Source organism: Ectobacillus polymachus, from assembly GCF_048159605.1.
Lineage (GTDB): Bacteria > Bacillota > Bacilli > Bacillales > Bacillaceae_G > Ectobacillus > Ectobacillus polymachus.
Genome location: NZ_JBLREB010000001.1, coordinates 1,380,935 through 1,407,474, shown reverse-complemented (window position 1 = coordinate 1,407,474; position 26,540 = coordinate 1,380,935). Strand labels below are relative to the sequence as shown.

Sequence of the window (26,540 nt, the reverse complement as noted above, 5' to 3'; positions counted from 1 at the left end):
ATCCCTGCCGAGGCAGGGCCCTTCTTATTCTAGCTCATTGCTAGCAAGAAGGCAAAGGGAGAGGAGAAACCGGAGGAAGAACTTATGGGGAAACGTAAGTCTTCTCCGCGGTTGGCAACAACACCGGAAGCGATGTTGTTACCTTTATTTATGTCCAGTCTAAGCAAACTTATACAAGTGGCAAGTAAATTTTATTGACTCTGTTTTTCTTTCTTCAATTTTATGGTAGGATTAGGAATGATGAAAGTGATAAAGGTAGTGAATATATATGAGAGTGGTTTCAGGAATATGTAAAGGACATCCACTGCAAGCTGTACCAGGTACTACAACGCGTCCTACAACGGATAAAGTTAAGGAGTCAATTTTCAATATAATCGGGCCTTATTTTGATGGAGGCATGGTTCTTGACTTATTTGGTGGAAGCGGTGGACTTGGTATTGAATCTCTTAGTAGGGGAATGGATCGAGCTATTTTCATAGACCGTGACATAAAGGCTGTGCAAACAATTCATCATAATTTACAGAATTGTCATTTGACTACGAAGGCAGAGGTTTATAGAAATGATGCGGAGCGAGCACTGAAAGCTCTTGTGAAACGCGACATAGTATTTGACTTAATTCTGCTAGATCCACCTTATAAGCAACAGAAAATTGTTTCACTTATATCAATCATCGAGCAACATGGACTTCTAGCGCAAACTGGAACCATTATGGCCGAGCATGGTGTAGAAACAGAATTGCCGGATGACATTGGACGTTTACGTCGAATTAAATATGAGAATTATGGCATAACGGCAATTTCTATTTATGAGTATGAAGGTGAGGAGAATGAATGGCAAGCATAGCAATCTGTCCAGGAAGCTTTGATCCCATTACACTGGGTCATCTGGACATTATTAAACGGGGGGCAATGGTATTTAATAAAGTTTATGTTGTTGTAATGAATAATTCTGCAAAACATTCTCTATTTACGGCTGGGGAGCGCGCCTCGTTAATTAAAGAAGTGACGAAAAGCATACCAAATGTCTTAGTGGATGTGCATGATGGGTTGCTTGTGGATTACGCAAAAAAGGTAGATGCAAACGCTATCTTACGGGGACTACGAGCGGTTTCAGATTTTGAATACGAAATGCAAATTACATCTATGAATCGCAAGTTGGACAACCATATTGAGACGTTTTTTATGATGACAAACAATCAGTACTCGTTTCTTAGCTCTAGTATCGTGAAAGAAGTTGCAAAGTATGGGGGAAATGTATCGGATTTAGTACCTCCAGCTGTAGAGAAAGCTCTTAAGCAAAAATTTCATTTAAATTAACCAAAGCAAGAGAAGAGTATGCGTATTGTTCTTGTAAGATGGATCGATTTCTACAATCTGTACTTTAGATTATAGAAATCGATCCATTCTTGTATAAAGTGAAACTCTCTAATAGTAGGGGTTCCTCCTATTTAAGGATTAGTAAAGGTTGTTTTTTACATATTTACCCTGATTTATCCCGCTTTAACGGGCAGTAAGACCCCCACTTCAAGGCTTAGAGAAATCGGAGAAGGCTAAGTGGGAGTCAACTGCCCGTAAAAGTCCGATTGGTTCAACTAACCCTCGGTGGGGGATGAGAGAAAACCCCCATCGAGGGAAGTTTCACTTTATTGCTGTTTTCTTCGAAATAATAAAAATAGGTATACATAGAGAAAAACAAGCGTAACGAGTGGTCCGTATGTATGCAGAATGAGGTACCCTTCTGATGCAGGTTGGGCAATAACAGGTATGCCGCCCCCTTTATAATATATAGCCTCCTTATTGTCATAAAGGGGCTTCCATAATAGGAATGTGGCTATAGGAGCAAGTATGCTTTGTATGACACGTGCAAAAAAATAAGGTTTAAACCTGATATCCGTTTCGGCTAAAATGCTAGCCACTTGTGCCTGAACAGAAAAACCGCTAAAAGCAAGTATGAAGCTAGCTACCATTGTTTGTTGAAGCAATGTTGCTTCCGCTTGACTCGTTAGATGACTTCCAAGTGTTATTTCAAATATTCCTGATAAAATAGCATTTCCAAATGAGCTAGGCAGTTGAAGAAGTCCAAGGAAATATTGGATAATAGGACTAACTATATTCATTAGATGAATAATTTCTAGCATTTTGTTTAATACAGAGAACAGAATAATAAATCCGCCAATCATTAAGAGTGTTTGAATGGAAGATACAATGGCGTCTCCTAATAATTTACCTAATGGTCTCGTTTCTTTCATTCTTTTTTGGTGGAGAACTTGAAAAGCATGCCGTAATGTAACTCGGCGGCTGATTTGTTCATTCATACGATTGCTTTTGCCATGGAAACGCATAATGAGTCCGACGGCAAAGTTACTGATATAATGGGAAGTAGCAAGAATCAAACCTAGCTCTGGATTGTGAAAGAAGCCGACTGCTACTGCACCAAAGATGAATAAGGGACTTGAGGAATTGGTGAAGGAAACAAGACGTTCGGCTTCGATTTGAGTTAATTGTTTTTCTTGACGTAATCTTGCACTAAGCTTTGCTCCCGATGGAAAACCAGATGCCATACCCATTGCCCAAACGAAACCGCCAACCCCTGGAACGCGAAATAATGGGCGCATAAGAGGTTCGAGCAATACACCAATAAAGTGAACGACACCCAAGCTAATTAGAAGATCGGAAACGATGAAGAAAGGCAACAAGGAGGGAAAAACAACTTCCCACCACATATCTAATCCCCGAGTAGATGCTTCTAAGGAGGCTTGGGGATTTATAATAAGTGATCCAGTAAGTATAGTTATGATCACAGCAATGAAAGCTGTGTTACTTTTGGAACGCATAAAGTACCCCCTTTTGTCCAAGCGTTCATTTCAGTATACGAGGGTAGGGGGAGCCTTTATGCAAGATTTTATTATTATGTGATTCATATAGATTTCTAAATTGGAATAATTCTGTAAAACTATTGGAGGCTGTAATGAAAGGGTGAGGTTGATGAAGAATCCTAAAATTGGTCTTGCGCTTGGATCAGGTGGAGCAAAGGGGTTTGCGCATGTTGGTATTATTAAAGTATTAAAGGAAGCGGGAATACCGATTGATATGATTGCCGGAAGTAGTATGGGGGCTATTATCGCTACTTTTTATGCAGCAGGCCAAGATATCGATCGAGTATACCGAATCTCTCAGCTTTTTAAGCGAAAATATTATTTGGATTTTACTGTTCCAAAGATGGGATTTATTGCCGGGAAACGTGTGAAAGACATGATTCGCATGGTTACCTATAATAAAAGAATAGAAGAATTAGATATTCCGACAGCGGTCGTTGCCACTGATATTTTAACAGGAGAAAAAGTAGTATTTACAGAGGGACCTGTCGCAGAGGCAGTTCGTGCAAGCATTTCTATCCCAGGTATTTTTGTCCCGGAAAAGATAAATGGTCGTTTGTTAGTTGATGGCGGTGTAATTGATCGCATACCTGTTTCTGTAGCAAAAAAGTTAGGTGCAGATCTCGTTGTTGCTGTAGATGTTTCTCCTATTAAGACAAACGGGGAGGTATCATCTATCTATGATGTAATCATGCAGAGTATTGAAATTATGCAGCATGAACTGGTTCATTATCGGCATATTGCATCGGATGTCATGATGTATCCCGATGTAGAAAAATATAGCTCTAGAACATTTACAAATATTGATGAAATTATCCAAGCAGGCGAAGAGGAAGCTAAAAAACATATTGATACGATTCGTGCTTTAATTGAAAACTGGAGGGAAGCCAATAATGAATAAACGTCTAAGATATGTCTACGCATTTCTAGCTGTAGTATTGCTACTTGCAGCTACATATATTCCGCTTCCTTACTATATTACAAAGCCTGGTTTAGTAGAAAAGCTAGGACCTTATGTGAAAGTTGATGGGGGACAGAAGGAGAAAGGAGATTTCATGCTTGTTACGGTTTCCATGTCTCAAGCAACAATCATAGACGTAGCAATGGCAAAGTTAAATAAATATTATGAAATATATAAGAAGGACGATATTGTTGGGAAAGAGGAAAATAATCAGCAATATCAATTTCAACAATCTCTTCTTATGAACGAGTCTCAAAATGCGGCTATATATAATGCCTATGAAAAAGCGAATAAGTCTGTTCATGTAGAAAACCGCGGTGTACTCGTGGTTAGTATTGCAGATGGTATGCCGGCTTTCGAAAAATTACAATTAGGAGACCAGCTTACAGCAGTAGATTCAAAAGTTCTTACTACTGCTGAAGAATTTATTGCATATATGAAAACAAAAAAAAGCGGAGATCAAGTGAAAATCGAATTTGTTCGAGACGGAGTAAAGCATACGGAAACGTTCACTCTACAGCCGCTTAAGGATGGTTCGAATCGAGCGGGAATTGGTATTGAAATAGCTACGGATCAAGCTTTGCAAGTTGATCCGAATGTAAAGATAGATACAAATCGTATTGGAGGCCCGTCGGCTGGATTAATGTTTACTCTTGAAATCTATAACCAGCTTTCGAATGAAGACTTAACGAAGGGATATGAAGTTGCTGGAACGGGGACGATTAATAGTAAAGGAGAAATAGGACCGATCGGTGGAATTCAGCAGAAAATCGTAGCGGCAGACAAGGCTGGTGCACAAATATTTTTCGCTCCAAATGAGGGTGGAAATGCTCATTCCAATTATCATGATGCGGTCGCAGCAGCACAGGATATACATTCAAAGATGAAAATCGTTCCGGTGGACACATTAGAAGATGCGCTCCATTATTTACAATCGCTGCCGCCTTTACCTGTTCAAAAATAAAAGGTATTCTTTTTCAAAACGAGCATGTTTGGTTTACCAAGTATGCTCGTTTTTTGATTGCTTTTTAAGGATAGCAAGACCCGCTACAAGGCCGGAGACTTAGCAAGGGATGAAAGCAAGTCTCCTATCTTGAGGAAAGTTTCACTTTATAAATAAATAGCTTTCGATTCATTATACCGCAGTGGGTGCTGAAGTTTTTCTGTACGAATGGCGTCCGAACGAAATGGCTCAGGAAGTATGCTAGCGAAAATTGCACCTGCTCTCATATCCAATTCGAATAGTGGATGTACGGTCTGCTTACCGTTTGAAAGTATCGGAACTTCTACATTCTTCTTAACCGAAGAAAGATAGGCTTGCCCCATTTGTGACATGCCAAGTATACGCATATACGGAGTATTAGGAGATTCCATAACTTGTTTCATATATTTTTTTGTTGTGCCGGTTAGGATATGTGTACATAGTCGTTGTAGCCTTGTCCAAGTATATCGCTTTGATTTTATTTGTTGCATAAATTGAGAAAATGAAGTACTAGCTTGTATATAAGACAGCAACCTATATTCTAATCCCTCTTCTACTTCATATATTTGTTCTAAATCAGCAGGATTCATAGTGAGAAGTCTATATTTTAAAAATGGAAAATAATGTTCCCAATCATGGAATACATGGTATGTCTCATAATAGCACTGTAAGTGATAACAGGTAGCTTCCGGCATGACTGAAAAAGCAGCTTCCATATCACCTGCAAGAATGTACTTACGAATACTGGTCGCACTTGCAATGGTTTCAGAGGAGATTTCTTCATCGTGGTAATTGCTTTTAATTCTTGGAACGGTTATAGGGACGATGCTACTTTTTTGATTCATAATTGCTTCTATGTAGTGAAAACCGAGAATATTGTTAGGTTGTGATAAATCCACACTCTGTGACTTGCCTATAAGGTTCCACGTTTCTGCCATTGCTTTTGGATAGCTAGCCCCCATTTTGATTCGTTTCCGCACTTCTTCCCCTATTTGAGTCTGATACATTTGTTTTTGTTTCACTGCTTCTAAAAAAAGGTGAATATTTCCATTTTCACTTCCGAAACATATATAATGTACACCAAGTTGTTCTAGAATAGAAACCGCTCCACTTGCAAATATGGAAGCTTGCTGAGTAGAAAATGCATAGGGGAGCTCAATTATGAGATCGACCCCGTTTTCCAATGCCATTTTTGTTCTGCTCCATTTGGATACAATGGCAGGCTCACCGCGCTGTAAAAATGAGCCGCTCATAACTGCAACAATGACATCTGCCCCTGTAAGTTGTTTTGCCATCTGTACATGATATGCATGGCCATTATGAAACGGATTATATTCAACTACAATGCCGACAGCTTTCATGCTAACCTTGTCCTTTCATAAGAAAATTGTTGTTGTTCTCCATTATCAATGGGGAATAGAACCATATTTTTTGCGTATAGTAGCAAATGTAATGAAATCATGGTAAGCTGTTAATAATGTCTATTATGAAATACATTATAGTGTAAAGAAAAAATATTGACAAATAATGAAACGCTCTATATAATTTTCATTGTTGCCTTAGGGGTGATTTTGTGAAATGGTCTATCCATCAGTTAAATAAGTACCGTTCTAAAGGGTTAGAAATTGATGAAATGGTTACATTTGATGTTTCAGATTGGAATACTGACATTCGCAATGTTTTTCCTGTGCATGTTACTGGAAAAGCAGAATTCAGTGCAAATAAGTATACCTTTCATCTACGCGTACAAGGTACGATGATATTGCCTTGTTCGAGAACATTAGAAGATGTTTTATACCCTTTTGATATTATAACAACAGAAGTGTTTGTAGCTTCACAGGAAGAATACGTTGCATATGTTGATGTTCATTATTTGCAAGGAGAAGTTCTTGACTTACTCCCTGTAATTAAGGAAAATATAATCTTAGAAATTCCTATGCAAGTTTTCAGTGAGAAGGCATTAGAAGAAGCGCTGTCAAAAGGTCAAGATTGGCAAGTTATTACCAAGAAAGTAAAAACAGAAGATGTTGATCCTAGATTGGCAAACCTTGCTAAGTTTTTTGACAAACGATGAATTTTTGCCTTCGCGTTATGTGAACTCGCTCTTTTAAGGAGGTGGGAATAATGGCTGTACCTTTTAGAAGAACATCTAAAACAGTAAAAAGAAAGCGTCGCACGCACTTTAAATTAGCAGTACCTGGTATGGTAGAATGCCCAAATTGTGGTGAATTAAAGTTAGCTCACCATGTTTGTAAAGCATGCGGTACGTACAAAGGTAAAGAAGTAATCAGCAAATAATGTAAAAATAAGCTTAGAAGATATTCTTCTAAGCTTATTTTTTTATATGAAAGGAAAAATACATACTTTTCTCGAAATTACTAAATGTAGAAAAAAGTAGGAGTGAATCGAGAAATGGAGAATATATTAGTTGAACGAGATGAAAACGAAGTAGTTTGGGTTACATTGAATCGTCCTGAACGTCGGAATGCTATTGACTATACTACAATGGAGGAGTTATTACAGATTGTAGATGAAGTAGAGCATTCGAATGCGAGAGCGTTAGTAGTAACGGGAAATGGAAAAGCATTTTGCTCTGGCGGTGATTTAAGTGTGTTTCATTCCTTACGAACTGCAGATGAAGCATATTCTATGTTAAAAAAGATGGGTGATATTCTATATAGGCTCATGATGCTTCCTAAGCCTACCATTGCTCTTCTAAATGGTACTGCTGTTGGTGGAGGGTGTGAAATTGCGTCTGCATGCGACTATCGTTTTGCTACAGAAAGGGCTCATGTAGGCTTTGTTCAAGGAACACTGGCTATCACCACTGGCTGGGGCGGTGCGACAATGCTATTTGAAAAGTTAGCCTATCATAATGCGATGCAAATGGTAAGCTCAGCTCGTCGTTTTACTGCAGAGGAAGCAAAGAACATCGGATTTTTGCACGAGGTAATTAGCGGTGATGAACGAGAGTTTTGCGAGGAATGGATTGATAGAAATTTCGTCACGCATGAAAGCGTTTTAACTGCCTATAAGCAAGCGGCGGTTCGAAAGTGGAAGGATAGTAATGTAAAGGAACGTATGGATGAAGAAATAAAAAATTGTGCTCGTTTGTGGGAAAGCGACCATCATCATGAGGCAGTCAATTCCTTTTTGAATCGCTAGTTATAATTCGTATTTTCATTCTATCACTCCTATCAGTTGCATATGAATAGTAAAAAATGCACAAGGAGGGATCGGAATGGCTACGACAAGACAAGATGCATGGACAGATGAGGAAGATTTGCTTCTGGCAGAAATTGTATTACGTCACATTAAGGAAGGCGGTACACAATTGTCGGCTTTTCAGGAAGTAGGCCGACATTTATCGCGAACTCCTGCTGCATGTGGGTTTCGGTGGAACTCCTATGTACGTAAACAATATCGGAATCAAATTGAAGGGGCAAAGCACGAAAGAAAAACGAATGCAGTTCATGTCCATAACTATTCGCATTTAGAAGATAGCAGGGACCTTACCATTGATCACATGATTAGACTTTTACAAGAATATAAAGAAAAAAATAGAGAAAATTATTATGAGCGTGTGCTAGAACTGCAACAGCAAACAGAGCAATTGCAGCAAGAAAAACAATATTTACTTGAAAAATTATCTATATATGAACAGGAATATGAAATACTGTTTGATTTTATTGAAAAGAAACGAAGCGTCGTTTCGACCGAACGCGATAAAAAACTACCTTTATTATGAAATGTATTTGAAAAATTGAAAAATAAAAAAGCTGATTCCAGCCATTATGGGAAAATATCGGTATATTGTCTAGCTCCCACCCCTATTTGAGGGGCGAGGGAGTTTTTTTATGTAAGGAGATGGAATCAGCTAGGAAAGATGCTTATGCGGATTCTTCTTTTGTATCGACAGCTGTATTTGGATTCCAAAGAAACATATCCACTTGATTATTTTCTTCTTGGTAAAATCCTTGTTTTTCCCAAAATTCTTTCGAATGTGCTCTTGCAACTGTTTTAATGGGAAGCTTTATACTCTTGGCATAATCGACTAAGGCAGTGCCGAAACCTCTTCGTTTAAATTCTGGTAATACCTCTAGCTTAAATAGCTCTAAATACGTTCCTTCTACAAATGAATGCTGCTTATATAAACTCATTCTAGCAACAAGAGATTCCCCAAAGTAGATTCCGTAAAATGGAGATTCACTGTCATTCTCGATTATATTTGCTTGCAAGTCTTCTAGCATAGAAAGCTCTAGCGCGCCGCTACCCTTAAATTGTTTGAAATTCTCCAATGTTTTAAAGTTAATGCACAACCGTTCTACCTTCGGAATGTACATCTACCCACCCCTTTATAAATCAAAATATTATGCAACCATAAAATGGTTACGCTTTCATTATAACGTAAACCATTCCTTTTATGAAGAAAAGTATATTCTCTCAGAAATTTATTATAAAATTTGTTACACTTATATTAGTTATATGATAAGGAGATATGAGGATGAAAGTAGGAATTGTCGGTCCAGGAGCAATTGGTCTTCTATTTACATACTACTTACAAAAAGAAAGTAATGCTGTTACAATATACACGCGTACAGAAGAGCAGGCACAAAACATACGGAAGAAAGGGATTACATGCATAATAAATCATGCCAAATACACTGTTTTTCCTCATGCGTTGCCTTTAGATGGTGCAAGTTTACAGGATGACTATATATTAGTAGCCGTAAAACAGTATCAGTTGCCTTCCGTTCTATCGCATTTACATCGTGCATCTGGTAAACTTATCTTTTTGCAAAATGGAATGGCTCATCTATCAATGCTGCAAGATTTTGATCAAGCAACCGCAGTAGGCATTGTAGAACATGGTGCGAAAAAGGAAAATGATACTACCGTTGTACATACAGGAGCGGGTATAACAAGACTCGGTATTATTAGTGGTCATGAAGATATGTTTCAATCTCTTTTTTCTTTATTTACAGAGGTCTTTCCTCTTGTAATTGAGAAAAATTGGAAAGAGATAGTAGTGAATAAACTAGTAATTAATGCATGTGTGAACCCCCTTACTGCTCTGTATAGAGTGAAAAATGGTGAAATGCTGAAGAATGAGCATTTTAATCAAGTGATGAAATCGGTATGTAAAGAAGTTCTTTGCATACTAGGTGAATCTAACTTGGAAGAGCATTGGATACGGGTATGTCATGTTTGTGAGAAAACTGCAGATAATCAGTCTTCTATGCTGACAGATGTAATTCATCATCGCCAAACCGAGGTAGATGCTATTTTAGGTTATATTCTTGCTAAAGCCGATGAGAAAGGTCAAACTGTACCAATCCTCTCATTTTTGTACCATTCGATGAAAGGGCTGGAGCATAAAAGATAAAATTTTTGCTTTTGCCTATGACATTGTCTACAATTTTGTTAGTGAAAGTACGGATATGAAAGGAAGAAGATAATGGAAATTAGAGATATTCCCGTTTTTCCGAAAGGGTTAACAGGAGACTATTTACAAGGAGACAATGATGCGTCATCGTGTTTTGATTACTCTTTGCAAGAGCAAGTATACGAGGAGAGAATAAGAGATTTACAAGAGCGGACGTATATGCGAAGTGAGCTAGTGCGTCATTTGCTAAGCTATAATGAACAATACGGAGCAAGTGCTAGAACAATTGACAATATTAAGGCATTAGAAGACTCGCAAACAGTTGTTGTAATCGGCGGACAACAAGCGGGTATTTTGACAGGCCCTCTGTACACGATTCATAAAATTATTTCTATTATTCAGCTTGCTAAGAAGCAGGAACAAAAACTTGGAGTACGTGTTGTCCCAGTATTTTGGATTGCGGGCGAAGATCATGATATAGATGAAATTAATCATGTGCATATTATGAAAAATGGAGAAGTAAAGAAATCAGTTTTTCATAATGATACAAAGCAGAAAATTAGTGCATCTGAAACAAAATTAAATCAAACGCAGTGCATCGAATGGATAAAAAGTGTGTTTTCCTCCTTTCAAGAAACAAATTTTACATCGGACATGCTGCGTTTTGTCATGCATTGCTTAGAGCAGTCGTTGACCTATACGGATTTTTTTGCTTACATGATAACCGAGCTATTTAAGGAAGAAGGACTTATTTTAGTAGATTCAGGCAATCCGCATTTACGGGAGTTAGAAGCTTCCTTCTTTGAGAAGCTTGTTAAGCATGAACAAGGTATTCGCGAATCGTTATCCGTTCAACAAAATAAAATAAGAAGAAATCATTATACGCCGCTAATTACAACAAAGCAAAATGCAATCCATTTATTTTTAAAGGTTGATGGAGAAAGATGGCTACTTGAAAAAGAAGATGATTTCTTTGTTTGCAAAGAAGGGAAAATTCGATTTACTCTAGATGAACTGTTGCAAATTATACACCAAACACCTGAAAGAGTAAGTAACAATGTGGTTACAAGACCATTAATGCAGGAATATTTGTTTCCAACGCTTGCATTTATAGGAGGACCAGGGGAAATTGCCTATTGGGCTGAACTTCAACTCGTTTTTCACGAAATGGGATGGAAGATGCCACTGGTAGTTCCGCGTCAAATGATAAGCTATGTGGAACGCCAGATAGAACGTAATATACAGGATCTGTCGTTACAAATCGAAGACGTATTTACAAACAAGATAGGTGAAATAAAAGATGCTTGGCTACGTGCTCAAGTGGATGAACCGCTTGACGAGCTATTTTCACAGGCACGCTTAGAGATTGAAATGTCTCATCGTAAATTGCGGGAAGCTATAATAGGAATCAACCCAAGTCTTACATCATTTACCGAAAAAAATAAACGTAAAATAGATGAGCAATTACAGCTATTAGAGCGTACGTTACAAAAGGATATTCAGTGTAAGCATGAAGTTGAACTTGCTAAATTCCGCAGAATTGAAAGCTCTCTGCAGCCACTTGGACTATTACAAGAACGAACATGGAACATATTATACTATTTAAATAAATATGGATTTTCATTTGTACATGAAGTATTAGAGGAAACGTTCGTTTGGAATGGAAAGCATAAAATTGTGATTATGTAAAATCCTGCAAGTTTTATTGCAGGATTTTTCTTGGCAATGTAGAATTTTTTGAAAATAGTAAGATTATCTATTTTAGATGTTTATCTTTTTGGATAATACAAAACTAGGGAGTATTTTATTACGATATCATATTTTGACAAGTTTCTACTTTCCTTATACAAATCATGATAAAATATAGTATATAATGAAAAAATAAGAAGAAAATTGACATTTGAATTATGTTATGAAGTGGGTGCAACGATGTTTAATCATAAAACGGTGCTGTTAGAAGAAACTGTAAATGGCCTGAATATTAAACCTAATGGTACATATGTAGACTGTACAATGGGTGGGGGTGGGCATAGCGCATATCTTTTGTCACAATTGTCTAAGGATGGACACCTTATTGCCTTTGACCAAGACGATATCGCCATTGCGCATGCCAAAGAAAAATTCCACACCTATGGAGATCAATTTATCCCTATACGTAGCAATTTCCGTTACATAAAGGAAGAGCTTCTTAAGATTGGTATTACGGAAGTAGATGGTGTCCTGTTTGATCTTGGTGTATCTTCGCCTCAGCTAGATACTCCGGAACGAGGATTTAGCTATCACTTTGATGCTCCGCTTGATATGAGAATGGACCAGAACGCCACGTTAACTGCCTATGACATTGTAAATAAGTGGTCATATGAACAGCTGGTGAAAATCTTTTTTCAATATGGAGAAGAAAAATTTTCAAAACAAATTGCTAGAAAAATTGAGGCGTACAGAGAAGACAGACCAATCGAAACTACATATCAGCTTGTAGAACTCATAAAAGAAGGAATACCAGCAGCTGCAAGACGAACAGGTGGTCATCCTGCTAAGCGAGTATTTCAAGCAATTCGTATTGCAGTAAATGATGAATTAAAGGTGTTTGAGGAGGCTTTAGAGGCTGCAATTTCTATGTTAAAGCCTGGTGGAAGAATTAGTGTCATAACCTTTCATTCATTAGAAGATCGAATATGTAAAACGACATTCAAAACTTATAGCAGTATTCCAGATTTGCCACGAGGATTGCCTGTTATACCAGATGAATACAAACCAAAGCTTAAGCTTATTACAAGAAAGCCTATCTTACCATCCCCTGCTGAATTAGAAGAGAATAATCGTGCACGATCAGCTAAATTGCGTATCGCTGAAAAACAGTAAGATTACATTGCCTACACAAAAAGGAGGAAAACGAAATGTCGAATGTAGCGATTAAATATAGAAAACAACAGTTGCAATCACAAGATGAGGTAGAGGCACAGGCACCGGTCTCGCAGGCAGGACGACGAGCGAAAGTAACTCTTTTTGAAAAGATACTTTATGTAGCCTTTATCCTATTTTTGTTATACGCTGCAGTTGTTGTTGTAGGCAATAAAGCAAAGATGTTTGAGGCAAATACCAAGACGGTTGATTTACGTAATAATATCGAAAAGCAAAAGAAAGTCAATAATGATTTAAAAGCAAATGTGGAACAATTAAGCAGTTATGAGCGCATTTCTGAAAAAGCAAAAAGCATGGGGCTTAGTATAAATGAAAATAACGTAAAATCCCTACATCCGTAAGAGAGCGTGAATTCGTAATGGAGATAAAAAAACTTAATATGAATAAGGGAGCAGGATGCTTAATGATAGGTTTTGCCCTGCTCTTTTTTATATTGCTGAGTCGTTTTTTATATTTACAAGTGATTGGTACGGTGCACGGGGAATCGTTAAAAAAATGGGGAACTGCAAAGTATAATCAAAACGGGGTACTTGAAGCCATGCGAGGTACTATTTATGATTCTCGCGGTGAAGTATTGGCACAAGATGTTCCAGCTTATAAGCTTGTTGCAATCTTAAAGGGAGATAAAAGTGTAAAAGATAAAGAAATGACTGCAGAAAAGCTTGCCCCAGTTTTAAACCAAAGCAAAGATTCAATTTTACAAAAGCTTAATAAGGATGCTGTTCAAACAGAATTTGGTCCTGCGGGTAACAATATAACACAGAAACAACGAGATCAAATTATGGATATGAATCTGCCTGGTATTCAGTTTGTGGATGGGACAGCTCGAATTTATCCAAATGGAGACTTTGCTTCATATGTACTAGGATATGCAAAGCCTAACGATTTAAATGTGTTAGAAGGGCAATTTGGCCTTGAAAAAAGTTTGGATTCCTATTTGCATGCACAAAATGGCACGGTATCCTTTGATAAAAATGCAAGTGGTTTTTCCAATCAAAAAATTACCCCGCCTAAAAACGGAGATAATGTATACTTAACGATTGATCAACATATCCAAAGCTTTTTAGAAGATGAAATGAAGAAAGCCTATGACCAATATAAGCCTTCTATGCTCGTAGGTATAATTGTTGATCCAAAAACCGGAAAAACATTAGCTATGTCCAGTAAGCCAAGCTTTGATCCGAATAATCGAGATATCTCCTACTTTTTAAATGATCCGATTGCATACGCTTATGAACCGGGTTCTACTTTTAAAATGTTTACATTAGCAGCAGCTATTAATGAGGGTGTGTATAATGGGCAAGAATATTATCAATCTGGTACATATAAGGTAGGAAATTCTATTATAAAAGACCATAATGATGGTGCTGGTTGGGGAAGCATTACCTTTGACGAAGGCGTACAGCGTTCTTCAAACGTAGCCTTTTCTATTCTAGCTGAGCAGAAGCTTGGTTATGATCGTTTTCGAGATTATATTCACAAATTCCATTTAGATCAGCCAACAGGCATTGACTTGCCTGGTGAGGGAAAAAATACGATTTTATTTGATAAACCGATTCAGAAAGCAACAACAGCCTTTGGTCAAGGTTCAACGGTAACACCAATTCAGCAGGTTCAAGCTGCAACAGCAATTGCCAATGATGGACAAATGATGAAGCCTTATGTAATTGATCATATTGTTGACCCGGATACGAATCAAATCATTGAGCAGCACAATCCCGAAATTGTGGATAAACCAATTACAAAGGAAACAGCACAAAAGGAACGAGCATTGTTAGAAACAGTCATAACATCGCCAAAAGGAACAGGAACGATGTATAAAATTGATGGTTATCCAGTAGCAGGAAAAACAGGAACTGCACAAATACCAGGACCCGATGGACATTATATGGTTGGAAAAGAAAATTATATTTTCTCCTTTATGGGTATGGCTCCTGCATCTGATCCGAAGCTGCTTTGCTATTTAGCAATCAAACAACCAAAATTAAAGGATACGGACTATGGTTCGACACCGCTTGCTACTATTTTTACATCGGTTATGAAAAATAGTTTGCAATATTTGAAGATTAAAGAGTCTGCTGTTGCAGATCCGCAAAGCTTAGCTAAGCAGGAAAATGTTTCTACTCCGAATGTTGTTGGACAGAACATGGATAATGCCAAAGCTATGTTGGAAAAAGTAGGCCTGCAGGCTGTTGTTCTCGGACAAGGAAATGTAACGAGCCAAATGTTGCATGCTGGTGATACAGCGTTAAAAGGAGATCGTGTTATTCTTGCAGGAAATGATAATAAAATGCCTAATATTGTAGGTTGGTCGATGAGGGATGCAATGAATCTAGCAAATGTTCTTGGACTCAATTTAAAGACGGATGGTCAAGGATATGTAACAGATCAAAGCATAAAGGAAGGTACTCCTGTGAAAAATGGTGATTCCTTAGAATTAAAGCTTGCTCCTCCTTTGGAGATTTCGCCTGGAACAAGTCCTAATCCACCTTCTAACCATTAAGGAGATCGAGTTCTAAACGATAAGGTACAAGCATATACATTGGAACGAGCCCAAGCATAAGGGAGGTTCTATATGCGTGTATCTGCCGTAACAGTGAGAAAACGTCTTATATTTGTATTATGTTGTGGATTGCTTATTTTTACCATCATAGACGTACGTCTCGGATATGTACAATTTGCTTTAGGGAATATGTTGACTGATGGAGCTAAAGATTTATGGAGCCGAAATATTCCGTTCGAACCAGAGCGTGGGAAGATTGTTGACAGAAATGGAGTCGAGCTTGCTACAAATAAAAGTGCTCCTTCGGTACTTGTAGTTCCTCGCCAGGTTGATAATCCGGGAGAAACAGCAGATAAGCTTGCTTCTGTACTTGGTGCATCTAAAGATGCAATTTATAAGCAAATAACGCAAAAGAATAGCAGTGTGTGGATCAGGCCAGAAGGACGAAAAATATCTCATGACAAAGCAAAGGATATACGTGCTCTTGGTTTAAAGGGAGTGTATATAGCTGAGGATTCTATTCGATACTATCCGTTCGGAAATGATTTAGCTCACGTTCTTGGATTTGTAGGTATTGATAATCAAGGATTAATGGGACTCGAGCTGAGCTATGATAAACAGCTTAAGGGTGATGATGGCTACGTTCGATTTTACGCAGATGCGAAAGGACAAAAAATGCCAAATATAGGGGATGATTATCAGGCGCCAGAGAGTGGATTGAATTTAGCTTTAACGATTGATTCTCGTATTCAAACGATTATGGATCGTGAACTTGATATTGCACAAGCAACGTATAATCCAGATGCCATTATATCAATTGCGATGAATCCAAATACGGGTGAAATATTAGCTATGTCAAGCCGACCGAATTTTGATCCTGCCAATTATCAGCAAGTTCCACCTGAAGTATACAATCGAAACTTACCGGTATGGAGCACCTATGAACCAGGATCTACTTTTAAAATTATTACATTAGCAGCTGCATTAAATGAAAATCTTGTGAATTTGGAAAAAGATACGTTCTTTGATAGTGGTTCAGTAGAGGTGGGGGGAGCAACCCTTCATTGCTGGAAACGAGGCGGTCATGGCCAGGAAACCTTTCTTGAAGTAGTTCAGAACTCATGTAACCCTGGTTTTGTTGAACTGGGCCAACGATTAGGTAAAGATAAGCTCTTTCAGTACATTCAAAATTTTGGATTCGGTCAAAAAACAGGAATTGATTTACAAGGTGAGGGGAAAGGGATTTTATTTAATGTAAACAAAGTCGGTCCTGTTGAGCAAGCTACCACTTCCTTCGGTCAAGGGGTCTCTGTCACACCTATCCAACAGGTTGCGGCAGTAGCAGCAGCAATAAACGGTGGAATATTATATCAACCATATATAGCAAAAGAATTTATTGATCCAAAAACAAACCAATCTGTTAGTAAAAAAACACCGGTAGCAAAATCTCATGTTATTTCCGAGGAAACTTCGAAGCAGGTTCGCTATGCACTTGAAAATGTAGTTGCGAAGGGCTCAGGTAAAGGAGCATACATTGATGGGTATCGCGTTGGAGGAAAAACAGGAACTGCACAAAAGGTAAAGGATGGGCGTTACATGGATGGCAACTACATTGTCTCCTTTATCGGATTTGCACCGGCGGATGATCCGCAAATCATTGTTTATACAGCCGTTGACAATCCAAAGGGGACTGTCCAATTTGGTGGAGTTGTTGCAGCACCTATAGTAGGAAATATGCTTCGTGATATGCTCCCTGTACTTGGGGTACAGCCTCGTTCAGGCGGTATAGATAAGCAATTAAATTGGTTGGATATTCCTTCTGTTGAAGTACCTGATCTAATTGGTTTGGATAAAAAGCAGCTTCAAGAACAGCTCGTTGATCTACAGCTAGATGTAAGCGGAAGTGGTGATAAGGTTATTGATCAATCACCTAAGTCTGGCGTTAAACTAAAGCAAGGTTCGAAAATTCGGATTTATATGGGAAACTAGACGTTTTCCGTTATATCATGTACAATTTTTATTTGTATGGATGAAAATATAAATGGTTAAAAAATCAAATCAAATAAACAGTACAATTCTGTTTAAAGTATTGCTAAATTTTATTGGTAGAGAGGATATAGTAAGATGAAGTTGCACACACTTGTATCATGTTTACATGATTTTCCAACTATTCCGGATGAAAATCCAGACATAACATCGATTGAAAATGACTCACGTCAAGTGAAACAAGGAAGCTTATTCATTTGTATAAAAGGATATACAGTAGATAGTCATAACTTTGCTAAGCAAGCAGCCGCACTTGGTGCGGCTGCTATTGTGGCAGAAAGACCTGTAGAGGTTGATATACCCGTTATTCTTGTGAAAGACTCTTCAAGAGCGTTAGCTATACTGGCTGATACATTCTACGGCCAACCTACTCAGAAGCTGCATCTAATTGGTGTAACCGGTACAAACGGGAAGACGACCACATCACATATTATTAATGAAATGATGCGTCATCATGGTCATAAAACAGGATTAATCGGAACGATAAATATGAGAATTATTGATAAAACGTTTGAAGTGAAAAATACAACACCAGATTCTTTGACATTGCAGCGTGCATTTCATGAAATGGTGAATTGTGATGTGGATAGTGCTGTAATGGAAGTTTCCTCTCATGCTCTTCATTTAGGACGTGTACACGGCTGCGATTATGATGTTGCAGTATTTACAAATTTAACGCAAGATCATTTGGATTATCATGGAACGATAGAAGAATACAAACACGCAAAAGGTTTGTTGTTTTCCCAGCTAGGTAATTCATTTCATCATACCTCCCCTAAATTTGCCATTTTAAATAATGATGATTCGGTATCGCAAGAGTATAAAATGATGACACAAGCAACTATTATTACATATGGAATTGAGGAAAACAGTGATATTATGGCTAAAGATATCACAATGAGTAATAGTGGAACGAGCTTTACACTTATAACTCCTCAAGATACGAAAACAGTTTCCATGAAGCTAGTTGGGAAGTTTAATGTGTATAATGTGTTAGCTGCAACTTCGGCTGCACTTGTATCTGGGGTATCCATCGATACAATTGTGGAAGTCATTCAAACAATAGAGGGTGTACCTGGACGATTTGAAATAGTTGATAATGGGCAAGATTTTGCAGTGATTGTGGACTATTCTCATACACCTGATAGCTTGCAAAATGCTCTTGAAACAATTGGACAGTTTGCAAAATCTAAAATCTATTGTATTGTAGGATGCGGAGGAGATCGCGATCGAACAAAACGACCGATTATGGCGCAAATTGCATCACAATATGCAGACTTTGCCATCTTGACTTCTGATAACCCGAGAAGTGAAAAACCAGAAGATATTTTACGAGATATGACAGACGGACTTCATGCAAGAAACTATGAGGTAATCGTAGATCGTCATCAAGCTATCGAGCATGCCATTGCTTCTGCTTCAAAGGATGATGTGATTTTAATCGCAGGAAAAGGTCATGAAACGTATCAAATCATTGGGAAAGAAATATTTGATTTTGATGATCGAATCGTTGCAAAATCTGCTATTTCCAATCGCTTGAACAACTAGAGAAAGGAGGAACTTTTCGTGATACAGCAAGGATTATTCGTAACAATTGCAGTTGCCTTTCTTATTGCAGTTGCTATTTCTCCAATCTTTATCCCTTTTTTACGAAGATTAAAGTTTGGACAAAGCATTCGTGAAGAAGGACCTAAGTCCCATCAGAAAAAATCGGGAACACCAACGATGGGCGGAATCGTTATTTTCATCTCGATTATGCTGACTACGGTTCTTATGGTAGCGAAATTTGGAAAACTAAATACAACCACATACTTGCTTCTTTTTGTTACATTTGGTTACGGATTGCTTGGGTTTCTAGATGATTTTATTAAAGTCGTAATGAAACGTAATTTAGGATTAACCTCGAAGCAAAAGCTACTTGGTCAAGTTCTAATTGCAATTGTGTTTTTTGTAGTCTATAAAGCATGTGGCTATCCGACAGATTTACATATACCAGGCACTGATGTGAGTATTGAACTAGGTTTTGGCTATTTTCTTCTTATCCTATTTTTATTAGTCGGTGGATCAAATGCAGTCAATTTAACAGATGGACTTGATGGATTATTAGCAGGAACAGCTGCTGTAGCTTTTGGTGCCTATGCCATACTAGCCTTTCATCAAGGGCAATATGAAGTTTCTTTGTTTTGTATGGCGGTAGTTGGGGCTGTTCTAGGATTTCTTGTATTTAATGCACACCCTGCTAAAGTATTCATGGGTGATACAGGTTCATTAGCATTAGGAGGAGCCATTGCTGCTGCTGCAATCTTAATTAAGCAAGAACTGCTTCTTGCAATTATTGGTGGTATATTTGCTATTGAAACATTATCAGTTATTATTCAAGTTATATCATTTAAAACGACTGGAAAACGTGTATTTAAAATGAGTCCTCTTCATCATCACTATGAACTTAGCGGATGGTCAGAGTGGCGAGTTGTCGTTACGTTTTGGACAGTAGGATTATTGTTTGCTATGTTAGGAATCTATATCGAGGTGTGGATGTAATTGAAAACCGTAGAGGATTATAAAAATAAACATGTATTAGTTTTGGGAATGGCAAAAAGTGGTTACGCCGCTGCGAAATTGTTGAAGAATATAGGCGCAAATGTAATTGTGAATGATAAAAAGCCATTAGAAGAAAACGTAATGGCCCAAAACCTACAACGTGAAGGATTTCATGTTGTATGTGGAAGTCATCCACTTGAATTGCTTACAAATGTAGAATTAATTGTGAAAAATCCAGGGATTCCGTATCATAATCCCCTTATTCAAGCTGCAACAGAAAAAGGAATCCCAATTATTACAGAGGTAGAGCTTGCTTATCTCATTTCAGATGCACCATTTATCGGAATTACAGGTTCAAATGGAAAAACAACAACAACAACATTAGTATATGAAATGCTGAATGAAGGGGACAAGCATCCGTTAATTGCTGGAAACATTGGTACAGTAGCATGTGAAGTTGCTTCTACCGCAAAAGAAGATAACATCATTGTAACGGAATTATCTTCCTTTCAATTAATGGGAATTCAAACGTTTCAACCGAAAATTGCTGTACTTTTAAACTTATTTGATGCTCATTTAGATTATCATGGTACGAAGGAAGCATATGGCCATGCAAAATCAAATATTTTTAAAAATCAAACGGCGGATGATTATTGCGTCGTTAATGCGGATGACGAAGATGTACTGAAATTGTCGGAAAGAAGCAAGGGGCAAAAGGTGTATTTTTCCACAACGAAAGTTATTGAAAACGGTGCTTATGTAAAGGATCATGCACTATATTTCCGCAATGAAAGAGTGATTTCGCTATCAGATATTGCTCTTCCTGGTAAGCACAATGTAGAAAATATTTTAGCTGCCATGAGTGTTGCAAAGCTTGTCGGCGTTAAGAATGAAGCGATTGTCCATGTACTGCAAACATTTACAGGAGTGAAGCATCGGCTTCAATATATAACGACAATACATAATCGTAAATTTTATAACGATTCAAAAGCTACCAATATTTTAGCGACACAAAAGGCGATTTCGGCCTTTGAAAAACCTGTTATTTTACTTGCTGGTGGACTTGACCGTGGTAATGATTTTGATGCTTTATTACCTTATTTTCGAAATGTAAAGGCGTTACTCACATTTGGTCAAACAGCACCAAAACTCATTAAAACGGCACAGGAAGCAAAAATGAAGATCATAAAACGTGTTGAAAATCTAGAAGTGGCAGTACAAGAAGCTTATGCTCTTTCAGAAGAAGGAGACGTGATTCTTCTTTCTCCAGCATGCGCTAGCTGGGACCAATTTAAAACTTTTGAACAAAGAGGAGACATATTCATACAAGCTGTGCATAAGCTAGTATAAAGCGAGATGATTGAATTGCACACATATATAGCAGTTACAGCACAAAAGCCTCGCATTATTGGTAAGTAATTCTACTGTAGAAGATACTTACATCAAAGAGGTGGTTCGTATTGCAGGCAAAAAAGGCTCCTGATTTTATTCTTGTTGCAGTTACGTTGTTGCTTCTAATAGTTGGTATGATTATGGTTTACAGTGCTAGCAGCATATGGGCATCCTACAAGTTTGACGATCCTTTCTTTTTTGCAAAGAGACAGCTATTGTTTGCAGGTATAGGAATTATTGCAATGTTTAGTATTATGAATATTGACTATTGGATATGGCGAAAATATTCGAAAGTGATTTTACTTCTGTGTTTCATTCTACTTATCGTTGTGCTTATTCCAGGTATTGGAATGGAACGTGGAGGAGCGCGAAGCTGGATTGGGATTGGAGCATTTTCGATTCAGCCTTCTGAATTTATGAAATTTGCTATGATTATATTTTTATCCAAATTCCTTTCTGAGCGTCAGAAAACGATTACGTCCTTCACCCGGGGGTTAGTTCCCTCTCTAGGACTTGTGTTTCTAGCTTTTGGAATGATCATGCTGCAACCGGATTTGGGTACGGGTACGGTTATGGTAGGTACTTGTATTATCATGATCTTTATCGCAGGTGCGCGAATTATGCACTTCGTTATGTTAGGACTATTAGGAGTAGCTGGTTTTGCTGGACTTGTTTTGTCAGCACCATACCGAATGAGACGAATTACCTCTTATTTAGATCCATGGTCAGATCCACTCGGAAGCGGGTTTCAAATTATTCAGTCGCTTTTTGCGATTGGACCTGGTGGATTGTTCGGTCTTGGCCTTGGACAGAGCAGACAAAAATTTTACTATTTACCTGAGCCGCAAACAGATTTTATTTTCGCAATTATATCTGAAGAACTCGGTTTTATCGGAGGATCATTTATATTATTGCTATTTTGCCTGTTATTATGGAGAGGTGTACGAGTAGCATTAGGAGCACCTGATTTATATGGAACCTTTTTAGCTGTAGGAATCGTATCTATGATTGCAATTCAAGTTATGATTAATATTGGAGTGGTAACCGGGCTTATTCCTGTTACAGGCATTACATTGCCGTTTATAAGCTACGGAGGATCTAGTTTAACATTAATGCTAATGGCAGTTGGTGTCTTGTTAAATATTAGTCGCCATGCACGTTTTTAAAATCCCTGTTGATAAAGACAGGGTTTTTCTATGGATAAGGAAATAATTTTGCATGATTTGATAGTTGACAGAGCCGGCGAAACCGAGTATCTTAATTCCGAGCCATTCCTTTTCAATGATGAATTTAAAGGAAAGAATAGATATGTTCTATTTTAGTACTCCTGTTACATATAAAGAGCATAATATAAAAAATAGAAACGACATGCATATGCAAATAACGTTAGGTGAATATCTTGCATACGATAATAGTATGGAGGATTTTTATGGGGGAGATAAACATGCAACAATTAGTGAAAGAACTTAATCAATCAGATGTCGGAGCTGTACTTGTAAATGAGCCACTTGCAAGACACACAACTATGAAAATTGGTGGACCCGCTGACATAATGATAATACCTAATAAGATAGAAAGCGTTGAAGAAACGATAAAGTTGGTAAAACAACATGGAGCAAAGTGTACGGTAATTGGTCGCGGATCCAATTTGCTCGTGTCTGATAAAGGTATAGAAGGAGTAGTTTTAAAGTTTGGGGAAGGACTCGATCACTTTGAACTGCAGGATATGAAAGTTCGTGTTGGCGCAGGATATCCATTAGTGAAGCTTGCTACTTTTATGAGCAGACAAGGGCTATCAGGTCTTGAGTTTGCATCCGGTATTCCGGGAAGTGTCGGAGGTGCCATATATATGAATGCTGGTGCTCATAAATCTGATATGTCACAAATTGTATCAAGGGCCCATGTAATATTTTCAGATGGTACAGTGGAATGGCTGACAAATGAAGAGCTTATGTTTTCATATCGAACTTCTATTCTGCAAAAAGTAAGACCTGGATTTGTATTGGAAGCGGAATTGGATCTATCTAATGGAAATCGTGAGCATGTAGTTGCTACTATGCAAAAAAATAAAGACTATCGAAAAGAAACGCAGCCATGGAACTTTCCTTGTGCAGGTAGTATTTTCCGAAATCCTCTACCAAACTATGCAGGAAACTTGATAGAAAATGCTGGTTTAAAGGGATTCCAAATTGGGGGCGCACAAATTTCTCCAATGCATGGTAACTTTATTGTAAATACAGGAAATGCAACGGCTACAGATGTTTTACAGTTAATAGAATTTGTAAAAAAGACGATTCGAGAGAAATTTGGTGTAGAGATGCATACGGAAGTCGAAATCATTGGTAGATGATAGTTTTTGAATTTCCAATTTATGCTATAATGAAGAGAGATTAGAGCGGCATGCTAAATCATGCCGTTCTTTATGTTATCAATGCGCGCGCGTGGAGGACGATTATGGATAAAAAGGTTATACAGCTAGAGGACCGTGTTCCAAAGCTCAAAAAGCAAAAGAGAAAAAAAACGAACCGACGACTTATACTCTATCTTTCTATTTTATTTTTGCTCGTTCTATTTGGTATATACTTTCGCTCACCTATTAGTAAAATTGCCGATATTTCTGTAGATGGAAATCATTACTTAAATAAAGATGAAGTCATGGCCTTATCAGGTGTTACTTATGATATGAGCTACTTTCGTATCAACGCAAATCAAGCAGCAGAGAAATTAATGAAGCAAAACGAAATAAAAAAAGCAGTTGTGAAAAAAGTATTTCCAAACAAGATACATATATCGATTGAAGAATATAAAACGACAGGTTATTTAAAAAAAGATAATACGCTGTATCCTATATTAGAAAACGGTAAATCCATAGGAGCATTGAAAGGAAATACTCTTCCTGTGGCGGCACCTATATTTATAGATTTTAAAGACGATAATACTGTACAACAATTATCGAACGAGCTCGCCAAATTAGATTCAAGTATAGTTCGATCTATCTCTGAAATTCATTTTACACCAGACGACGTAATTAAGGATCATATTACATTATTTATGGGACAAGGCTATGTAGTAAGTGTAACGATTCAAGATTTTGCGCAAAAAATGAGTACATATCCGCTCATTATTAAACAGTTAAAACCAGGTGATAAAGTACTGATTCACTTAGAAGTAGGAGCATACATTGAACATATTAACTAGGAAATGTACCGCTTTTCTTACGCTTCGCTTTGTACCCTTATGTGTGCCCTAAACGATTGCGAAGGAGATATGCGTCCATCTAAAAACTAGTATGATAAGATTGCTTCCAACATGAAAGGGATGTTTCACCTTATCGTTTCGGTTTCTTTTTTTAATATAATCTTTACTGTAAGTTTCGCTTTTCTAGGAGTACATCTTGGTGTAGACTAATATTTAGTAATGATTTTCACTTGTAGAGTTAAATTGTTCCAAAATATTACGGTCATAAGGCAGTTATTTTTGGCAAAACGGATACTTTCGAACAAAAATAAGAAAAATATCCTTGCAAAAAAAGGGATACGTATGATAACGTTGAATATTTTTCTTATATATACAAGCAACGATTGTTGTTCAGGTAGAACTCTATTAGTGATAGAAATGAAGAAGGAGGTGCCAGGGTATGAACAGCAATGAAATGTATGTTAGTCTTGACATCGGTACATCCCATGTTAAAGTTATCATTGGCGAAATGGTAAATGAAACACTTAATATTATTGGTGTAGGTACTGCGAAATCTAATGGATTAAAAAAAGGCTCTATTGTTGACATAGATGAGACTGTACAATCGATTAAAAAAGCGATTGAGCAAGCAGAACGAATGGTTGGAATTCATATTGACCGCGTTGTTGTAGGAATCGGCTCAAATCAAGTACAGCTCCATTCATGTCACGGTGTAGTCGCAGTGTCGAATGAAAATCGTGAAATTGAAAATGAAGATGTATTACGTGTGATTGATGCTGCACAAGTTGTTTCCATTGTACCAGAGCGAGAAATCATTGACGTAATACCTCGGCAGTTTATCGTAGATGGCCTAAGTGAAATCAATGATCCACGCGGTATGATAGGTGTTCGTCTAGAAATGGAAGGCACACTTGTCACAGGGGCTAAAACTTTACTACATAATTTGCTTCGTTGCGTCGAACGAGCAGGACTTGAAATTGTCGACATATCATTACAACCGTTAGCTGCCGCTACTCTAGCTCTTTCAACAGATGAAAAAAATATGGGGATTGCTCTACTTGATATCGGTGGGGGCTGTACAACCATTTCTGTTTTTAGAGAAGGGATTTTGCAAGTAACGAATGTGATTCCAATTGGTGGAGAGCATATTACAAAAGACATTGCCTATTGTTTTAAAACATCCACTGAGAATGCTGAAAAAATGAAAATAAAGTATGGACATGCATTTGCAGAAACAGCTTCTGAAGAAGAAGTATTTTCTGTTCCTGTTATGGGGACGGATCAAAAGATTCAGTGTACACAAGCTGAACTTGCGGATGTAATTGAAGCTAGATTAGAAGAAATATTTTTATTTGTACAACAAGAACTACATAAATTTGGTGTGAAGAATTTATCGAGTGGATTCGTATTAACTGGTGGTGTAGCCTCTATGCCAGGTGTGTTAGAATTGGCACAAGAAGTTTTACATGCAAATGTTCGCATTGCCATTCCAGATTATATTGGTGTTCGCGAACCGCAATATACGATTGGTGTAGGACTCATTCGTAATGCGTATCAAAAAGGGAAGCTGAAAGGCAAAGGTGGTCAGGAACATCCAGATAATTTTGAACGCCATACCCCTGTTCCTGTTTCGCAGTCAACGGTAAAGTCCAAACCACGTGATGAGGACCGGATGATTAATAAAATGAAAAAGGTTATCCGCTACTTATGGGATTAGATGCATATAAGAAAAA

24 protein-coding genes and 1 pseudogene are annotated in these 26,540 nt (G+C 37.7%); 22 read left to right on the top strand and 3 right to left on the bottom strand.

All coding sequences use genetic code 11. The features are described from left to right. Positions 1–268 precede the first annotated feature (268 nt). Both rsmD and coaD read left to right on the top strand, forming a co-directional pair. Positions 269–844: a 16S rRNA (guanine(966)-N(2))-methyltransferase RsmD gene (gene rsmD, locus ACM5BR_RS07135; RefSeq protein WP_416826959.1), complete on the top strand. Its 576-nt coding sequence runs from the start codon at positions 269–271 to the stop codon at positions 842–844. Next, positions 832–1,317 carry a pantetheine-phosphate adenylyltransferase gene (gene coaD, locus ACM5BR_RS07130; RefSeq protein ID WP_416826958.1) on the top strand — a complete coding sequence of 162 codons (486 nt, stop codon included), beginning with the start codon at positions 832–834 and terminating at the stop codon, positions 1,315–1,317. The genes rsmD and coaD overlap by 13 nt, the downstream gene beginning before the upstream one ends. A 326-nt stretch (positions 1,318–1,643) precedes the next feature. On the opposite strand, the gene ylbJ is transcribed toward coaD, so the two are convergent. Further along, positions 1,644–2,834, bottom strand: coding sequence for a sporulation integral membrane protein YlbJ (gene ylbJ, locus ACM5BR_RS07125; protein ID WP_416826957.1), 1,191 nt, complete (start codon positions 2,832–2,834; stop codon positions 1,644–1,646). Positions 2,835–2,985: 151 nt separating this feature from the next. On the opposite strand from ylbJ, the gene ACM5BR_RS07120 reads away from it, so the two are divergent. Further along, positions 2,986–3,777 carry a patatin-like phospholipase family protein gene (locus ACM5BR_RS07120; RefSeq protein ID WP_416826956.1) on the top strand — a complete coding sequence of 264 codons (792 nt, stop codon included), beginning with the start codon at positions 2,986–2,988 and terminating at the stop codon, positions 3,775–3,777. Beyond that, entirely contained in the window at positions 3,770–4,801 is a 1,032-nt protein-coding gene (locus ACM5BR_RS07115; RefSeq protein WP_416826955.1) for a SepM family pheromone-processing serine protease, read from the top strand. The genes ACM5BR_RS07120 and ACM5BR_RS07115 overlap by 8 nt, the downstream gene beginning before the upstream one ends. 146 nt (positions 4,802–4,947) lie before the next feature. Here ACM5BR_RS07115 and ACM5BR_RS07110 read toward each other — a convergent pair whose 3' ends face one another. Beyond that, on the bottom strand, positions 4,948–6,180 hold the full coding sequence (locus ACM5BR_RS07110) for a nucleotidyltransferase (RefSeq protein ID WP_416826954.1): 1,233 nt from the start codon (positions 6,178–6,180) through the stop codon (positions 4,948–4,950). A 212-nt stretch (positions 6,181–6,392) separates the two neighbouring features. Between ACM5BR_RS07110 and ACM5BR_RS07105 the strand changes: the two genes are divergently transcribed. The 4 genes from ACM5BR_RS07105 (at position 6,393) to ACM5BR_RS07090 (ending at position 8,567) form a co-directional block, all read left to right on the top strand. After that, positions 6,393–6,893, top strand: a complete 501-nt coding sequence (locus ACM5BR_RS07105) for a YceD family protein (RefSeq protein WP_416826953.1) — start codon at positions 6,393–6,395, stop codon at positions 6,891–6,893. Between the two features lie 50 nt (positions 6,894–6,943). After that, a complete protein-coding gene (rpmF, locus tag ACM5BR_RS07100) occupies positions 6,944–7,117 on the top strand; it encodes a 50S ribosomal protein L32 (protein WP_416826952.1) in 174 nt (57 codons plus the stop codon). 114 nt (positions 7,118–7,231) lie between these two features. Further along, positions 7,232–7,984, top strand: a complete 753-nt coding sequence (locus ACM5BR_RS07095) for an enoyl-CoA hydratase/isomerase family protein (RefSeq protein WP_416826951.1) — start codon at positions 7,232–7,234, stop codon at positions 7,982–7,984. A gap of 76 nt (positions 7,985–8,060) precedes the next feature. Beyond that, entirely contained in the window at positions 8,061–8,567 is a 507-nt protein-coding gene (locus ACM5BR_RS07090; protein ID WP_416826950.1) for an RsfA family transcriptional regulator, read from the top strand. 142 nt (positions 8,568–8,709) lie between these two features. On the opposite strand, the gene ACM5BR_RS07085 is transcribed toward ACM5BR_RS07090, so the two are convergent. Beyond that, the gene (locus tag ACM5BR_RS07085; protein WP_416826949.1) at positions 8,710–9,162 is read right to left on the bottom strand and encodes an N-acetyltransferase; all 453 of its coding nucleotides are present in this window, start codon (positions 9,160–9,162) and stop codon (positions 8,710–8,712) included. A 155-nt stretch (positions 9,163–9,317) separates the two neighbouring features. On the opposite strand from ACM5BR_RS07085, the gene ACM5BR_RS07080 reads away from it, so the two are divergent. The 14 genes and pseudogenes from ACM5BR_RS07080 to ftsA all read left to right on the top strand — a co-directional run bounded on the left by ACM5BR_RS07080 (position 9,318) and on the right by ftsA (position 26,524). Beyond that, positions 9,318–10,205: a 2-dehydropantoate 2-reductase gene (locus ACM5BR_RS07080; RefSeq protein ID WP_416826948.1), complete on the top strand. Its 888-nt coding sequence runs from the start codon at positions 9,318–9,320 to the stop codon at positions 10,203–10,205. A 72-nt stretch (positions 10,206–10,277) separates the two neighbouring features. Further along, the gene (bshC, locus tag ACM5BR_RS07075; protein ID WP_416826947.1) at positions 10,278–11,894 is read left to right on the top strand and encodes a bacillithiol biosynthesis cysteine-adding enzyme BshC; all 1,617 of its coding nucleotides are present in this window, start codon (positions 10,278–10,280) and stop codon (positions 11,892–11,894) included. Between the two features lie 240 nt (positions 11,895–12,134). Then, positions 12,135–13,067, top strand: coding sequence for a 16S rRNA (cytosine(1402)-N(4))-methyltransferase RsmH (rsmH, locus tag ACM5BR_RS07070; protein WP_416826946.1), 933 nt, complete (start codon positions 12,135–12,137; stop codon positions 13,065–13,067). A 35-nt stretch (positions 13,068–13,102) separates the two neighbouring features. Continuing rightward, on the top strand, positions 13,103–13,468 hold the full coding sequence (gene ftsL, locus ACM5BR_RS07065) for a cell division protein FtsL (protein WP_416826945.1): 366 nt from the start codon (positions 13,103–13,105) through the stop codon (positions 13,466–13,468). A 38-nt stretch (positions 13,469–13,506) separates the two neighbouring features. Then, positions 13,507–15,630, top strand: a complete 2,124-nt coding sequence (locus ACM5BR_RS07060; RefSeq protein ID WP_416826944.1) for a penicillin-binding transpeptidase domain-containing protein — start codon at positions 13,507–13,509, stop codon at positions 15,628–15,630. Between the two features lie 72 nt (positions 15,631–15,702). Continuing rightward, a complete protein-coding gene (locus ACM5BR_RS07055; protein ID WP_416826943.1) occupies positions 15,703–17,619 on the top strand; it encodes a stage V sporulation protein D in 1,917 nt (638 codons plus the stop codon). 135 nt (positions 17,620–17,754) lie between these two features. After that, positions 17,755–19,224, top strand: coding sequence for a UDP-N-acetylmuramoyl-L-alanyl-D-glutamate--2,6-diaminopimelate ligase (locus ACM5BR_RS07050; RefSeq protein ID WP_416826942.1), 1,470 nt, complete (start codon positions 17,755–17,757; stop codon positions 19,222–19,224). A gap of 18 nt (positions 19,225–19,242) precedes the next feature. Further along, positions 19,243–20,217: a phospho-N-acetylmuramoyl-pentapeptide-transferase gene (mraY, locus tag ACM5BR_RS07045; protein ID WP_416826941.1), complete on the top strand. Its 975-nt coding sequence runs from the start codon at positions 19,243–19,245 to the stop codon at positions 20,215–20,217. Then, positions 20,218–21,567: a UDP-N-acetylmuramoyl-L-alanine--D-glutamate ligase gene (gene murD, locus ACM5BR_RS07040; RefSeq protein WP_416826940.1), complete on the top strand. Its 1,350-nt coding sequence runs from the start codon at positions 20,218–20,220 to the stop codon at positions 21,565–21,567. Between the two features lie 110 nt (positions 21,568–21,677). Next, complete coding sequence (gene spoVE, locus ACM5BR_RS07035) at positions 21,678–22,775, top strand: stage V sporulation protein E (protein ID WP_416826939.1); 1,098 nt, start codon at positions 21,678–21,680, stop codon at positions 22,773–22,775. Between the two features lie 278 nt (positions 22,776–23,053). After that, positions 23,054–23,959: a UDP-N-acetylmuramate dehydrogenase gene (murB, locus tag ACM5BR_RS07030; RefSeq protein ID WP_416826938.1), complete on the top strand. Its 906-nt coding sequence runs from the start codon at positions 23,054–23,056 to the stop codon at positions 23,957–23,959. A gap of 101 nt (positions 23,960–24,060) precedes the next feature. Then, positions 24,061–24,807: a cell division protein FtsQ/DivIB gene (locus ACM5BR_RS07025; protein WP_416827863.1), complete on the top strand. Its 747-nt coding sequence runs from the start codon at positions 24,061–24,063 to the stop codon at positions 24,805–24,807. 135 nt (positions 24,808–24,942) lie between these two features. Next, positions 24,943–25,131, top strand: a pseudogene (locus ACM5BR_RS07020) (DUF1290 domain-containing protein); the annotation flags it as partial. Between the two features lie 115 nt (positions 25,132–25,246). Beyond that, on the top strand, positions 25,247–26,524 hold the full coding sequence (gene ftsA, locus ACM5BR_RS07015; protein WP_416826937.1) for a cell division protein FtsA: 1,278 nt from the start codon (positions 25,247–25,249) through the stop codon (positions 26,522–26,524). Positions 26,525–26,540: the final 16 nt, after the last annotated feature.

Bases quoted from the DNA above. Each gene is read 5' to 3' on its own strand.
- rsmD (WP_416826959.1), top strand. From the start codon at position 269: ATGAGAGTGGTTTCAGGAATATGTAAAGGACATCCACTGCAAGCTGTA.
- coaD (WP_416826958.1), top strand. From the start codon at position 832: ATGGCAAGCATAGCAATCTGTCCAGGAAGCTTTGATCCCATTACACTG.
- ylbJ (WP_416826957.1), bottom strand. From the start codon at position 2,834: ATGCGTTCCAAAAGTAACACAGCTTTCATTGCTGTGATCATAACTATA.
- ACM5BR_RS07120 (WP_416826956.1), top strand. From the start codon at position 2,986: ATGAAGAATCCTAAAATTGGTCTTGCGCTTGGATCAGGTGGAGCAAAG.
- ACM5BR_RS07115 (WP_416826955.1), top strand. From the start codon at position 3,770: ATGAATAAACGTCTAAGATATGTCTACGCATTTCTAGCTGTAGTATTG.
- ACM5BR_RS07110 (WP_416826954.1), bottom strand. From the start codon at position 6,180: ATGAAAGCTGTCGGCATTGTAGTTGAATATAATCCGTTTCATAATGGC.
- rpmF (WP_416826952.1), top strand. From the start codon at position 6,944: ATGGCTGTACCTTTTAGAAGAACATCTAAAACAGTAAAAAGAAAGCGT.
- ACM5BR_RS07095 (WP_416826951.1), top strand. From the start codon at position 7,232: ATGGAGAATATATTAGTTGAACGAGATGAAAACGAAGTAGTTTGGGTT.
- ACM5BR_RS07090 (WP_416826950.1), top strand. From the start codon at position 8,061: ATGGCTACGACAAGACAAGATGCATGGACAGATGAGGAAGATTTGCTT.
- ACM5BR_RS07085 (WP_416826949.1), bottom strand. From the start codon at position 9,162: ATGTACATTCCGAAGGTAGAACGGTTGTGCATTAACTTTAAAACATTG.
- ACM5BR_RS07080 (WP_416826948.1), top strand. From the start codon at position 9,318: ATGAGGATGAAAGTAGGAATTGTCGGTCCAGGAGCAATTGGTCTTCTA.
- bshC (WP_416826947.1), top strand. From the start codon at position 10,278: ATGGAAATTAGAGATATTCCCGTTTTTCCGAAAGGGTTAACAGGAGAC.
- rsmH (WP_416826946.1), top strand. From the start codon at position 12,135: ATGTTTAATCATAAAACGGTGCTGTTAGAAGAAACTGTAAATGGCCTG.
- ftsL (WP_416826945.1), top strand. From the start codon at position 13,103: ATGTCGAATGTAGCGATTAAATATAGAAAACAACAGTTGCAATCACAA.
- ACM5BR_RS07060 (WP_416826944.1), top strand. From the start codon at position 13,507: ATGAATAAGGGAGCAGGATGCTTAATGATAGGTTTTGCCCTGCTCTTT.
- ACM5BR_RS07055 (WP_416826943.1), top strand. From the start codon at position 15,703: ATGCGTGTATCTGCCGTAACAGTGAGAAAACGTCTTATATTTGTATTA.
- ACM5BR_RS07050 (WP_416826942.1), top strand. From the start codon at position 17,755: ATGAAGTTGCACACACTTGTATCATGTTTACATGATTTTCCAACTATT.
- murB (WP_416826938.1), top strand. From the start codon at position 23,054: ATGCAACAATTAGTGAAAGAACTTAATCAATCAGATGTCGGAGCTGTA.
- ftsA (WP_416826937.1), top strand. From the start codon at position 25,247: ATGAACAGCAATGAAATGTATGTTAGTCTTGACATCGGTACATCCCAT.